At 72.1% G+C, this 13,176-nt stretch carries 10 protein-coding genes and 2 pseudogenes; 6 read left to right on the top strand and 6 right to left on the bottom strand.

Annotation, left to right across the window (positions count from 1 at the left end; all coding sequences use genetic code 11):
- Positions 1 to 275 precede the first annotated feature (275 nt).
- The gene (locus tag WME82_RS48610; protein WP_438040891.1) at positions 276 to 1,196 is read right to left on the bottom strand and encodes a hypothetical protein; all 921 of its coding nucleotides are present in this window, start codon (positions 1,194 to 1,196) and stop codon (positions 276 to 278) included.
- A 318-nt stretch (positions 1,197 to 1,514) separates the two neighbouring features.
- Positions 1,515 to 2,723, bottom strand: coding sequence for a winged helix-turn-helix domain-containing protein (locus WME82_RS48605; protein WP_438040890.1), 1,209 nt, complete (start codon positions 2,721 to 2,723; stop codon positions 1,515 to 1,517).
- Positions 2,724 to 2,904: 181 nt separating this feature from the next.
- Here WME82_RS48605 and WME82_RS48600 point away from each other — a divergent pair, with 181 nt between their 5' ends.
- The gene (locus WME82_RS48600) at positions 2,905 to 3,339 is read left to right on the top strand and encodes a fosfomycin resistance glutathione transferase (RefSeq protein ID WP_438045010.1); all 435 of its coding nucleotides are present in this window, start codon (positions 2,905 to 2,907) and stop codon (positions 3,337 to 3,339) included.
- Positions 3,340 to 3,510: 171 nt separating this feature from the next.
- On the opposite strand, the gene WME82_RS48595 is transcribed toward WME82_RS48600, so the two are convergent.
- Positions 3,511 to 3,816 carry a hypothetical protein gene (locus WME82_RS48595; RefSeq protein ID WP_438040889.1) on the bottom strand — a complete coding sequence of 102 codons (306 nt, stop codon included), beginning with the start codon at positions 3,814 to 3,816 and terminating at the stop codon, positions 3,511 to 3,513.
- A 729-nt stretch (positions 3,817 to 4,545) separates the two neighbouring features.
- Here WME82_RS48595 and WME82_RS48590 point away from each other — a divergent pair.
- Positions 4,546 to 5,619: pseudogene (locus WME82_RS48590) on the top strand (hypothetical protein); the annotation flags it as partial.
- A 422-nt stretch (positions 5,620 to 6,041) separates the two neighbouring features.
- On the opposite strand, the gene WME82_RS48585 reads toward WME82_RS48590, so the two are convergent.
- Complete coding sequence (locus tag WME82_RS48585) at positions 6,042 to 7,238, bottom strand: glycosyltransferase (protein ID WP_438045009.1); 1,197 nt, start codon at positions 7,236 to 7,238, stop codon at positions 6,042 to 6,044.
- A gap of 352 nt (positions 7,239 to 7,590) precedes the next feature.
- On the opposite strand from WME82_RS48585, the gene WME82_RS48580 reads away from it, so the two are divergent.
- Together WME82_RS48580 and WME82_RS48575 are read left to right on the top strand one after the other, a co-directional pair.
- Entirely contained in the window at positions 7,591 to 8,703 is a 1,113-nt protein-coding gene (locus WME82_RS48580) for a hypothetical protein (protein WP_438045033.1), read from the top strand.
- A 35-nt stretch (positions 8,704 to 8,738) separates the two neighbouring features.
- On the top strand, positions 8,739 to 9,116 hold the full coding sequence (locus tag WME82_RS48575) for a hypothetical protein (RefSeq protein WP_438045032.1): 378 nt from the start codon (positions 8,739 to 8,741) through the stop codon (positions 9,114 to 9,116).
- Here the strand turns inward: WME82_RS48575 and WME82_RS48570 are convergent.
- Positions 9,027 to 9,581, bottom strand: a pseudogene (locus tag WME82_RS48570) (metallophosphoesterase family protein); the annotation flags it as partial. The gene WME82_RS48575 and the pseudogene WME82_RS48570 sit on opposite strands and share 90 nt — an antisense overlap.
- 502 nt (positions 9,582 to 10,083) lie before the next feature.
- On the opposite strand from WME82_RS48570, the gene WME82_RS48565 reads away from it, so the two are divergent.
- Positions 10,084 to 10,932, top strand: a complete 849-nt coding sequence (locus tag WME82_RS48565) for an SDR family oxidoreductase (protein WP_438040888.1) — start codon at positions 10,084 to 10,086, stop codon at positions 10,930 to 10,932.
- 96 nt (positions 10,933 to 11,028) lie between these two features.
- On the top strand, positions 11,029 to 11,544 hold the full coding sequence (locus WME82_RS48560) for a hypothetical protein (RefSeq protein ID WP_438040887.1): 516 nt from the start codon (positions 11,029 to 11,031) through the stop codon (positions 11,542 to 11,544).
- Between the two features lie 37 nt (positions 11,545 to 11,581).
- On the opposite strand, the gene WME82_RS48555 is transcribed toward WME82_RS48560, so the two are convergent.
- Positions 11,582 to 13,072: a HEAT repeat domain-containing protein gene (locus tag WME82_RS48555; RefSeq protein WP_438040886.1), complete on the bottom strand. Its 1,491-nt coding sequence runs from the start codon at positions 13,070 to 13,072 to the stop codon at positions 11,582 to 11,584.
- Positions 13,073 to 13,176 lie beyond the last annotated feature (104 nt).

The following is a 13,176-nucleotide window of genomic DNA, read 5'->3' as shown; positions in this document are numbered from 1 at the left end:
CGTCCGCGAGGTGGCCGACACGCTGGGCGTGACGCTCTCGCCCCCGCTCAAGCCCGAAAAGATCGCGCGGCTGCGGCGGTTCGCTCGCCAGGGCTGGGTAGGCGCCCAGCGCGACTAAGGAGCTCTACTCCGCGGACATCGACGTCACCGTCGACCTCGCGCAGACCAGCACGCTCACCGGGTGAGCCCTCGGCCGAGTTGGGACAGGACGCCAAGATTGGGGCTCGGGCGGAACGGGACACGTTCGCCCGACGGCTTCCGAAGGCCATGCGCGCTCAGAAGCCGGTCATTGCGAGCAGCTCCCTGGCGTCGCCGACGGATGCAGCGCGGCGGATCCAGCGGTCCAGCTCGGCGATATCCGTGCTCGCGAGGACGCGCTCCCGGACCTCGGCAGGGACCTCCACCCCGCGGGCCTCAAGGACGGCGAGTACGGCGTGCGCCTTCGCTTCGAGGAGCCCCTCCTGCCGCCCCTGCTCCCGGCCCTTCTCCACACCCTTTTCCACGCCCTTCGCCACGTAGCTGCGCGCGAAGTCACTCTGAAACTCGTATCCGCTCTTCATCATCGCCTCCAACATCCGCCTCGCCGCTGCGTTCAGCGAGGATAGCACCAGGTCCCCGTAGACGGCGCGGCGCTCCTCATCGAGCCCGGCCGCCGCCGCCAGAAACGCCACGCCGATCGCCTCCCCCGCCTCGCCCTGCCCGTGCGCCATGGCCGAGAGCACGACCACCTCGGGCGCCGCCCTCGCCTGCTCGGCATCGGTGACAACCGGGACGCCCGCCGGCCCGAGCACCAGCGGCGTCAGCGTCAAGCCGGGGTGGCCCGCGTCGATGGGTCGCGCGCACCACCGCGCGATCCCCGCATCGATCGTCACGACGAGCAGCCACGTCGGGCAGCGGTGCCGGGCCCTCGTCTGGGTGACATACACGGGCCAGACGTACGGCTTGTCCGGGTCCACGCCGAGCTGGACCTCGACGACGATGGCCATCGCGGGCCGCTGCTGCTCGCCGACCAGCAGCACGACAACGACGTCCGCGCGGCGGTCCGAGGGAACGATCTCGGCAAGATCGGAGGACTCGACGCGCGCCTCCGTGAAGGTCGGGACCGGCTGGCCGAGCGCGTCGTGCAGCATCTCGGCGGCCAGCGTCGGCCGGTTCTTGAACAGCTCCACCAGGGCTTCATGGGTCACGGAGGGCATCGGGTCGTCTCTCGGGTGGTTACAGCCACGCTGGACATGCTCGCTCTCCAGGCGGTATGCCAAGCTCATGCGTGGGGCCCGCAGGAGCCGGAGCAGCCGTGTCCTCCTCTTCAATTCCGGGCACCTCCCTCGAGTTGTCACGCCGTGTGATCTGCGTGCGTCCCGACACCAAGGCACGGGCCCGACGAGCGTGGCTCTCGGGGTTGCGCGATCTTCCGCGCGCCTTGAAGCGATCTCCGGCGGCGACCCGACCCACCTAGAGAGATGTGTGAAGATCGCCCTCTGGGCGCCGGGGCACACGCAGCGTGTTGTTGGTGGCTATCTGCCCGACAGCGCCCCCGCCAGCCGCTCGGCCAGGTCGCCCCTCGGCTCCACCCGCACGCGCTCCAGCCCCAGCCACGCGGCCATGGTCCGCAGCTCGCCCGCCAGCCGTTCCGGCGTCTCGGCGCCCGCCCAGGGCTCGGCGTGGCTTGCCTGCACGATCAGCACGCCCGCCTTGCGATCGGCCTTCAGGTCCACCCGCGCGGTGATCGCGTCGCCCTCGAGGAACGGCAGCACGTAATAGCCGTGGGTCCGCTTCGCCGCGGGGGTGTAGATCTCGAGCCGCACCCGCACGCCGAACATCCGCTCGGTGCGCTCGCGGAACCAGATCAGGTTGTCGAAGGGCGAGAGCAGCGCGCAGGCCTCGATCCGCCGCGGCCGCCGGGCGGCGGGATCGAGGAAGGCCGGCTCCCGCCAGCCCTTCACGCCCACGGGGATCAGCTCACCGGCTTCGACGAGCTCGGTGACCCGCGCCTTCGTCTCGGCGACCCCCATGCGGAAATGGTCCCGCAGGTCCCGCTCGGTCGCCACGCCCAGGGCCCGGGCGGCGATGCGGATCAGCGCGCGCTGGGCGTCCTCGCGCGCGGGCGTCGGCGCCTCGATCACCGCGCTGGGCAGCACGCTCTCCGGCAGGCCATACACCCTCTCGAACGTCCCCCGCCGGGTGGCGGTCGTCAGCTCGCCGATCCAGAACAGGCACTCGGCCGCCCGCTTGGCGTCGCTCCAGCCCCACCAGCCGCCGGGCCCCTTCTTGCCAATCTCGAGCTCCGAGGCGGCCAGCGGCCCGCGCTCGCGGATCTGTTCCAGCGCCCGGTTCACCACCTGCCGGTGCTCGCGCAGGAAGCGCGCCACACCCTTCCAGACGCCCACCCCGTCGTGCGCGTCGGCCATCCGCCAGCGCAGCAGCGGCTGGGTGGTGAGCGGCAACAGCGACGCCTCGTGCGCCCAGTACTCGAACAGCGGCCGCTTCCTCGCCCACGCGAGCTCCTCCAGCATCGGCCGCGGATAGGCCCCCAGCCGCGAGAAGGCCGGCAGGTAATGGGTGCGCGAGACGACGTTGACGCTGTCGATCTGCACCACGCCCAGCCGCTCGATCAGCCGGGTGAGCTGCTGCTTCGTCGTCGCCGGCCCGGGTCGCTCCGCCCGGAAGCCCTGCGCCGCCAGCGCGATGCGCCGGGCCTCCGCCGCCGACAGGGTGTCCTTCATCCGCGCCTTCCGTCCATTGGGGCCCGCACCCTAGCTGGCCGTGCTCACTTGGCAACAGATCATGGCCAGCCCCACCCCGCTGGAGCTCACGCCGACCGTCGCCGACGAGCCGCTCTCGTCACCCTCGACGTCCTGCCGGCACACCCGCACGAGCCCCATTATCGACTACGCTGCCGGAGCCATGGCGATCGGCGGCGTCAACCACGTGACCCTCGCGGTTCGAGACCTCGACCGCGCCGCGCATTTCTACGTCCAGGTGCTCGGCGGCAAGCGGCGAGCACAGTGGGCCAGGGGCGCATATCTCGAGCTGGGGACGCTCTGGCTCTGTCTGGAGCTGGACGCGCGCGCCGCGCGGCAGGTCGACGACTCGCACCTCGCGTTCTCGGTCGACGCACAGGGCTTCGCCTCCCTGGGAGAGGCCATTCGCCTGAGCGGCGCCCGGATCTGGAAAGAGAACCGCTCCGAAGGGGCGTCGCTCTATTTCGAAGACCCGGACGGACACAAGCTCGAGATCCACGTCGGCGACCTCCGGACGCGCCTCGCGTCCTGCCGCGACAAGGCCTACGAAGGGATGGAGTTCTTCGACGACGGCGAGAGCGAGACGCCGGCGCGGTGAAGATGCGCAGCTGCGCGGCGGCTCCGTGCGCGTCAACGCGTCGGCGCTGCGCACCTCGACGTCGAGATTCGACGCACGGCTTTGGCCGGGCGCTGGACGCTGGCACGAGATCGGGTCGATCGCGCGCCAGCGTGCCGTGGCCGGGAGCTCGCGCCGACGTCCGGCGCCCGCTCAGCAGCGCCAGCAGATGACCCCGTGGTCCCCCGCCGTTCCGCAGCACAGCTTCACGCCGGGGGCATTGGGACGGTCGGAGCGCGCGGCGGTGCTCATCAGAGAGGCGTCGTCGGCGTCGGTCACGTCACCACTCGCATCGTCCGCAGCGCCGCCGAGCTCCGCCGGCGCGTCCACGGCCGTGGACTCGAGCTGCACGGCGCCCGTGGCAGAGGTCGGACCGGTCTCGGCCGCCGAGATCGCGGGGACAGCGAAGGCGGCGAGCATGAGGGGGAGAGAGCAGAGCGCGAATCGGATCGTCTTCATGGTCATTGTCCTTTTCGGGCCTCGTGGCCCACGTGAAGGCGCCAGGGGCGCCGGCCAAACACGGCCCGCTGCGGGCAGAAGCGTCCACAGCCAGGCGTCTCCCCGCGCCGCGGCGGCGAGCGGCACGCCTGCGAGCGACCCGTACGGCGCTGCGTTCGGCGTTGGCGGCGCGGAGATGCCACCTCTACGCGGCGGCCGGCGCGTGGTTTCACGAAAGCTCATCCTCCCGTCGCTCGTGCTCTCTTTCGCGCCGGGGCGGCGTGTCGCCGACAAAACCACCTCGGCGCGGAGCTGCCCGATCCGCCGCGTCGCATGCTGACGAAGCGCAGCAACCCGACCCGGGTTGGGGCGACCCCGGCTCGGGCGGCCATCGCATGGCGCTGGAGCGTCTCTGGCGACCCGGCGCGAAACGGCTCCGCATGGCACGCCGTTGCTCCCGAGCGCTCCGGAACCGTCCTCTCTCCAGCCTCAACCCTCCCATCGGCCGCTGCGCTCACGGGACGGATGGGACCGCCTTTCTCCGCCGGAGTTCATCGCTCTCCGGCCCACCCGTAACCCGGGTGACGAGCCAGGGTCGCCCGAGGCACACCGCGCCCGACGAAGCTCGCCATCGAAAAAGTTCGCCCCCAATGCAACCATTTCCCATTCTGCCATTGCGGTCTCGTGACACGTTCTTTCGTACACCGTGCTGCGAGGGCGTTACGCTCCCCGGACGAGGAGAATCAAGACATGCGACTTGGCACTTCCCTGTCCGCGGTGACAACGATGTGGCTGGCGCTCGCCGCGTGCGGCGATGACGATGAAAAGCTGTCGCCGCTGGGAGCGGCGTCCGGCGCGGGGGGTGAAGGCGCTGCGGGCGGCGAAGGCGGCGATGACGGCGCGCCGGAGGAGCCGAGAGCGGACGGCGAGCCGTGCACCGCCGACGAGGATTGCAGCGGGGGACTCTGCTTGATCGAGGCGGACCTGGGCTGGGCGGGGGGTTACTGTACGGCGCTCTGCGCGGAGCCGCTCGCCCCGTGCGAGTCTGGGTCGATCTGTGTAGCGACTGGCAGCAACTTCTCGCTCTGCTTCAGATCCTGTGAAGAGGCGGCCGACTGTCCGGGCGCGGGGCGGAGCTGCCGCGCGGTGGGCCAGAGCGGCGCGACGGCGGCGTGCGTGGGCGGCTGCGACAGCGACGATCAGTGCCATGTCGCCTGCAACGGCGAGACGCAGCGCTGCTCCCTCGACGAGGCGTGCGACAACGACGAGGACGACGACGGGGACGTCCTGCAGGACTGCGAGGAGCTCGACTGTTCCAAGCACGACGTGTGCGTGGACGGCATTGCCGCGGCGTGCGCGGGGGCGATCGACGTGTCGGCGGGCGGCGCGTTCACGGGCAGCACCAAGGACGGCACGAACGTGTTCGCCACGATCTGCTCTGCCTCCAACGGCACATATGCGGTCGGCGTGGGTGTGAAGGAGAAGGTCTTCCGGTTCGTGGCGCCGGCCAAGGGGGCGGTCGTCTTCGCCCCGAGGTCCGCCGCGGGCGGCGGCTACGACTGGTACGTCCGGACGGGCTGCGACGACTCGTCGACGCTGCTCGGCTGCTCGGTCGCGCTCGGCCCGGATGAGCTTGCGGTCGAGCTCCTGGTCGAGGCCGGGGACACGCGCTTCCTCTTCATCGATGACACCGGTGAAAGGGACCCGGAGTATGCGCTCGAGGTGACCTTCGCGGAGCAGGCCTGCCGCGATGGGGTGAGGGTGGGCACGGAGGAGTGCGACGACGGCAATGCCGCGGACGGCGACACGTGCTCGAGCGCGTGTGTGCTCGACCCGGAGGCGGCGTGCGCGGGCGCGGCGCCGGTGACGGCCGCGGCGGTGACGGGCGACACGTCCGAGGGCACGCGCGGCTTCACGGCGACATGCGCGGGCGACGGCCCGGAGCTCGTGTACCGCTATTCCCCCGAGGCGGACGGCAGCGCGACGATCACCGTGACGCCGACGGGATCCGCCGATCTCGTTCTCCACGTGCGGACGGACTGCGGCGAGAGCGCGACCGAGATCAACTGCCTGGACGCCGGCTACGCCGGAGACCCCGAGTCGGTCACGCTGGATGTGGCCGCGGGGACTCCGCTCGACATCTTCGTCGACAGCTACAACAATGTCTCTGCCGGCTCGTTCGAGCTGAGCATCACCCCGGGTCGACCTGCTGACACGGCACGACGAACGCGGCCATCACCCGAGCTTCACATGGAAGCCCGCTCGATGAGGTCGGCGGCGACGGTCGTTCCATCCACCGCCACGGCGCCCGCGCCCGCGGCCGCGCGGGCAGCGACCCCGTGGTCGAGGGCGCCCTCCAGCGCGGCCAGAAGGGACTCCGCGCTCAGCGCTCCATGGGCCACGGACGTCCCGAGCCCGAGCGCCCGGACGCGCGAGGCCCAGTAGGGCTGATCGGCGAACATCGGGACGATCACCTGCGGGACGCCCGCGCGCGCCGCCGTCGTTGTCGTACCCGCCCCGCCGTGGTGCACCACCGCGGCGACCCTCGGGAACAGCGCCTGCTGGTTGACGTCGCCGATCGCGATGCCGTCGGGGGCGTCGTCGACGAGACCGAGCTCGGCCCACCCCTGCGACAGCACGACCCGGCGCCCCGCAGCCCGCACGGCCTCGATGACCATGCGGCCGGTCTGCTGGTCGACAGGCATGCTGCCGAAGCCGATGTAGACGGGCGGCTCGCCGGCGGCGAGGAACGCTTCCAGCTCGGGTACGAGCGGTGCCTGGTCGGGAAGGAGCCAGGCTCCCGTCTGCGTGACCTGCAGGCCGGGCGTCGCCGGCAGCGGCCCAAGGACCGAGTCCGTCGCGAGCCACGGCGCCTTGCCCAGGATGTGGCTGAAGACGTCGCTCAGCGGACCCAGGCCAAGGCGCTCTCGATTGGCGTTGACCCGCTCGAGGAGGCGCTCGTTCCAGCTCCGCGATTCGTCCTGCCAGCGTCGGAGGTTCGATTCCGGGTCGCCCCCGGGCTCACCGCCGGGCGCATGGTCCGGCGACGGCAGGACCACCGGCGCGTACACGGCGACCACGGACGGGATGCCCAGCCGTTCCCCGATGGACCGCGCGGCGTACTGGTGCGCTCCGCCGGCCACGATCACGTCGCACCCCTCGGCGGCCGACGCGGTCGCGTCGAACTGGTCTCTCGCGAGGTGCTCCACCAGCGCGCGGACCTGCTCCGGCGTCGGCGGGGCGGCCGGCGCGGCGGCCCCGCTCGGTTGCCGCATCGCGATGCCGATCGGGGTCGCCGTGAAGCCCAGGCCGCCCACCCAGTCGATGAAGTTCGGCGGAACGCACAGCCTCACATCGTGCCCCCGACGCCGCATCTCGACGGCCAGGGCCACCACGGGTTGCACGTCACCGCGAGTCCCCACTCCCGTCAGCAATACTCGCATCGTCTCTCTCCCTTCCACCACGCGGGCCGCGTGGATGACGGAGGCGACGATGGCACCGCAGACGCGTTTTTTCATCGTATCAACGCCTGAGTTCCGGTATACATGCTGAGACGGGAGGCAGGGCGAGGACGCCCATACCACGGATCATCCGTTCAGGCCCAGACGGCCGGGGCCTCCTGGAGCTGAGTTGGCTCGTCGAGCCGTGTGAGCGGAAGGAGCTCTCCTGCTCGGTGAGGGAGCAGGTGAATCCTTATCGGCCCGACCAAGGCAATGGCCGATCTCCGCAGGGCTGCGAACGGGCTCGGCCTCGGCGCCCGCGGGGCGCGGAATGCATCTTGAACCGCCCTGATCCATGGGCGACGAGGCTGCGCATCCTGGTGACGCAGCGGGGGCCGCGGCGCTCCCGCTGAGCGAGGCGACGAGCGAAGCAGGCGTGGGCGGGCGCCCTGTCGATGCATGGCTCGAGGAGCTCTTGTCCCGCGCGGTGCGCCGCTACAACCGGCGGCCTCGCCCCGCGATCATCGCAGAGTCGACCGGCGTGACGGAGTCGACCGACGCGCGCGCGGTCATCCGGCGCGCCTGCATCCGCTCGGCGCTCGCGGGCGGCGCCACCGGGGCGCTCTCGACCGGCGCGGCCGTGGCCACGGCCGAGACGAACGGGCTCGGCGGGCTCGTGGCGATCCCTGCGGCCATGCTCGCGATCGGTGGTGAGACGGTGCTCCGGCTGCTCCTGCACGTGCAGATGCTCTGCGAGCTCGCGGATCTCTTCGGGCTCCGGTTCGATCCGGACGAGCCGGCCGACGTGTGGGCGCTGCTCGCCCTCGCGTTCGGCGTCGTGGAGCACCCCCAGGACTCGGACGATCCAGCGGGCGTGCTCGTGCGCTCGGCGCGCGGGCGCGGCTCGGATGTGGCGAAGCAGCTCGCGGCGCGGCTCGCCGGCGAGAGCGTGGCGCGCAACCTGGTGCCCGTGCTCTCGGTCGCCTCGTCGTCGATCACGAGCTGGGTAGTCACCCGGCGCCTCGGGGATACCGCGCGTCGATACCTGCGTTACCGGTGCGCGCTCGACGAGGCACTCTGCGACGAGACGCTGCGCCCGCACCTCGATCGGCTGTTCGACGGACTCTGGTTCATCTTCACCGCCGACGGCCGCCTCACGCCGGAGGAGTCCGCGCTGCTCGCGGCCGTGCTGCGGCGGCTGCCGGCCCCGGCGCGCGCTGGCCTGAACGAGCGCCTCGCCGACGACATCACCTGGATCGAGCGCCTCCGCGGCGTGCCGGAGGGCGCGCGCGCCCCGCTGCTGCGCGCGCTCGAGATCGCGGCGGCCGTGGACAAGGTCGCGTCGCTGCGGGAGCGGAAGCTCCTCGTCCACGCCGCGGCGGCGCTCGGCCTCCGCGTCGACGAGGGCGGGCTCGATCGGATGATCCGCGAGTTCGAGGAGATCGGCACCCTCGGCGTGGCCGCGTAGCGCGGGCCGCAGCGCGCCGGCCAGGGAATCACGAAATGGTCGACGACGACGGCCTTGCTGCCGCCCTTGGGCAGCCCGTGGACCTCGACGGCGAGGCCCTCCGGGGCGGGCGCGATCAGCAGAAAATGAAACGGGCGGAGCGCCGCGCCGCGAGCGAGATCGTCGGGGTGACGGCGGGTCGCGCCCTGGGCGAGCGCGGCCCGTGGGCCGCCGCCGCCGCCAGCCACGATGAAGAGCTTTCCGCCGCGCTGGAAGCGCTCGTGGTTGTGCACGTGGCCGCTGATCAGCGCCAGCGCCTTCCGGGAGCCGTGGAAGGGCGGGACGATGTGGCGCTGCACGTGGGGCTCGTCGCCCGTCACCGTGCTGTTCGTGTAGGGCGGATGGTGCGCGAGCACCAGCGCCGCGCGCGCTGAAGGATCGGCGTCGAGGCGGCGGAGCGCGCCCTCGTACCAGCGGATCTGGGCGTCCCACTCCGCGGGGGTGAGCTCGTCGATGTTGCTGTCGAGGACCACGACGCGGATGGGGCCATAGGCGACCTCGTACCAGCGGCGCCCGCCGAGGTGCGGGAAGCGCGCGAAGAGGTGGCGCGCACCGTCGCGGCCGCCCCAGTACTCATGGTTGCCGAACGCCGCGAACACCGGGATCCCGGCGTCGCGCACCGGCGCCATCAGGGCGTCGAGATCGGCCCAGTGCCGCGCCGAGCCGCCGTCGAACACCAGGTCGCCGATCACGAACACGGCGTCGGGGCGAGCGGCGGCGAGCGCCTGCACCAGCGCAGCGCGCTCGGGATCATTCGACTCGCGCCAGAACTCCAGGTACGAGGTGCGCTGCAGATCGGCGATGACGGCGATGCGGCCGCTCGTGGTCGGGAGCGGCACATCGAGGCTCCCCGCGAAGAGACGCGGCGCGGGCAGCGGCGCGCACGCGGCGAGCAGCGCGCTCGCGGCGGCGAGCAGCGCGGCCCGGAAAACCCGCCGGCTCACGGCCCTGGCGCTCGGCGGAGGGCGGGTCGGCCTTCCAGAAAGACGCCGACCAGGACGCCGAGGTACGCGCCGGCCGCGGCCAGCGCGCCAGCGAGGATGGCCAGGTACTCGCGAAGACGGGAGGGCGAGGCGGGTGGGCTAGGCCGCACGACGCCCACGATACGACAAACGGAGGTGATCGCGGCAAGCATGCCGGGCGATTGTTCTCGGCCGACAGAGCACTTCCCGCTCGGAAGCGGACGGTGGACAGGCGACAAACGAGCCGAGTTATTCCAACCCATTGGCGTGAGATCCGACATACAGGAGGCTCCGTTGCACGCTGCTCTTCGGACGCGGCCCGCCGACGAGGCGAGCGCGGTGCGCCATGGAAGGTGAACGCGATGAAAGGGAGCGGCAGATGATCCTGGTGACCGGAGCGACAGGGAATGTGGGCGGTGCGGTGCTCGAGCAGCTCGTCGAGGCGGGCCAGCCGGTCCGCGCGCTCGTGCGCGATCCGGCGAGGCTGGGAGCGCTCGGCGGCGACATCGACGTCGTGAAGGGCGATCTCTCGAAGCCCGAGACGCTCGACGCCGCGTTCGCGGGCGCGGACAGGGCGTTCCTGGTCTGCGTGGGCGGCGACCTGCCGAACCTCGCCGGCAACGCGGCCGACGCGGCGAAGAGGGCGGGCGTGAAGCACATCGTGCTGCTCTCGTCGTCGAGCGTCGCCCGCGCGCCCGACGTCCAGATCGCCCGCTGGCACAGCGAGGCCGAGGCGAGGGTCAAGGCGTCGGGCGTCGCCTGGACGATGCTCCGGCCGGGAGGGTTCGCCTCGAACACGCTCCGGTGGGCCGCGTCCATCAAGGCGCAAGGCGCGGTGTTCCAGCCCCTGGGCGACGCCAGGACGAGACCCATCGACGAGCGCGACATCGCGGCGGTCGCGGTGAAGGCGCTGACCTCGCCGGGGCACGAAGGCAAGGAGTACGAGCTCACCGGGCCGGAGGCGCTGAGCGCAGCGGAGCAGGTGGCGAAGATCGGCGCCGCGATCGGCAGGCCGCTCAGGTACGTCGACGTGAGCGAGGACGCCGCCCGCGAGGCGATGGTGAAGGCGAGGCTCCCCGAGGGCTTCATCCGCGCCTTGCTCGAGGCGTTCGCGTTGATCAGGTCCGGGAAGGGAGAGGAGCCGTCGTCCGCCGTCGAGCAGCTCCTCGGGCGCAGGGCGCGGACGTTCGACGAATGGCTGGAACGCCACGTGAAAGCGTTCCAGTAGGGCGCGGCGGCAGATCGCCAAGGAGGAGAGAGCATGGCTTCGAGAGCGATTAGGATCCTCGTCATCGGCAAGAGGGCCGATATCCTCGAGCGGAGCGTGGCAGCGCTGAACAAGCAGGGGCACTCGGCTGTCGGCACGTTGAGCGCGTCGCCGGACGCGGAGTTCCACGCCGGCGACTTCGACCTCATCACGCTCGGCGGCGGCGTGGACGCCGCCACCCGGGCGCGCCTCCACGCGCGCTTCAAGGAGCAGAACAAGGACGTGATGGTGCTGGACGTGTACGCCCCGATCGCCAGCCAGCAGATCGCCTGGGCGCTCAGGAGATCTTCCGTCGAGGGCGAGCTCGGGAGCGCCTTCTCGGTGACGGAGGCCAATGACACCTTCGTCGCCCGCGCGACGATCGAGCGCGCCTGCACGCTGCGCCTCGACATCTACAGCTACCCCGGCGGCGCCCTGGAGCCGGAGGTCGCGCGCATCGTCGACACCTCCGTCCCCCAGGGAACACACGAGCTCAGGATCGAGAAGGAGCTCGCGCGTGACGGGTTCATGGCGGTGCTGACCTTGAACGGCGAGGAGCACCACCTGCACCGCCTGCAGCAGCACCCGGGCTGAGCCTCCCCGGCCGCTTCGCGCCACGAAGCCGCGATCGCTACGCCTTGGCGCGGCGCTCGATCGCCTCGAGCGCCATCCGGGCCGTGTCGCACACGCGGTAAATGTTGGTGCGGGTGCCGGTCGCGGTGCGCTCGAACGGCTTGGTCTCGTCCTCGAGCAGCCGCTCGAGCGCCGGCCGCACCCGCGCGTCGCCGAGCTCACCCAGCGTGCGCGCGGCGTCCTGGCGCACGAACGGATCGGCGTGCCGCGTCAGCTCGGTCAGCGCGCCGATGCCCGCGGCGCGATCCTGCCGCACGAGCGCCCGGCACGCGCTCAGCCGGTGAGAGGGCTCCTCGCCGAGCGCGAACGCCCGCAGCCGCTCCACGAGCTCGGGCGCGTCCACGTGCGCGAGCACCTGCAGGCCGTGCATCGCCACGCGCGGCTCGGCGTGGTCGAGCATCGCCGTCGCGGCGGCGGCGAACACCGCGGCGTCGGCCGGCGACACGCCCCGGCCGGCCATCGCCGCGAGGCGCCGGCCCGCATCCGCCGCCACGCCCTGCCGCGCATCGCCCAGGCGCGGCAGGAGATCGGCCAGCGTCATCACCTTCGCGTCATCCAGGGCGCTGAGGGCCGCCGCTGCGATCGAGCCGTCGGCGTCGTCGAGCATGGCGCGGGCATCGGCGGCCCAGCGCGCCGCATCGCCCTTGCACACGCAATCCAGGGCCGCCCGGCGCGGACCCGGCTCGGGATCGCGCAAGAACGGCCGTGCCCGCGCCCCCGCATCGCCGTCGAAGTCCCCGAGCACCTGGAGCGCCCGCTCCCGGACGCGAGCATCGGGGTGATCGAGCCGCGCGATCACCAGATCGAGCGTGCCCTCGCCGATCCGCGGTAGTCGCCTCATTGCCGCCAGCGCATCCGCGATGCGCTCGCCCCGGCGCAGCGCATCGGCCAGCTCGGGCTCAAAGCCCGGCATGCTGGTGCCAAACCAATGGATCTTGCACCCGGCCAGGAGCTCGTCGAGCCACCGCTCGTACCAGTCGAGGAAGCCCGCGTTCTCCGGGAAGTACGGGCGCCCGCCGTCGAGGTCGATGTACACGACCCGCCCGCGCGCAGGCCCGGTGACCACGAGCTGCGTGTAGTAGCTGCAGCCCTGCGAGCCGAGGCTCAGCGTGCCCCGCAGCGCGCGGTCCATCGCCTCCTCCTCGCCGGGCAAGAGCGCCTCGAGCCAGCCCTCGCCCGGAGGCAGCGTGTCGGGGTGCAGCGGACACTCGGCGTCGAGGTCGTCGAGCGCCTCGTACCGCGCGTCGTCCCATCTGGCGAGCGTCATGAGCCCGTAGAACGGCCCGGCCCCGCCGTGCCCCGCGTGCAGGAGAAACGCACGGTAGTCCTCGGGCAACCGCACCCGCCGCGCGGCCTCGAAAACAGCCACCTCGGCGTCGGCGGCCGGCGGCCGCAGCTCGAAGTGATGCGCGGCGCTGCCGAAGCACGAGAGCCCCCGCTCGCGAACGGCGGTCAGCTTGGCGATGATCCCGTCGAGGCGCTCGCGCATGGTCCCACGCTAGCACCCGCGCGCGGGCACTGTCGTGCGCCGCCGGAGCGCGGCGCCAGGTGGCTGTCCGACCGCGACGTCGCTGCCAGCGCACAGGGGTCGGG

Source organism: Sorangium sp. So ce128 (genome assembly GCF_051525245.1).
Taxonomy (GTDB): Bacteria; Myxococcota_A; Polyangia; order Polyangiales; family Polyangiaceae; genus Sorangium; species Sorangium cellulosum_B.
Note: the sequence above shows the minus strand (reverse complement) of the source record. Positions and strands in the feature narration are given on the sequence as shown.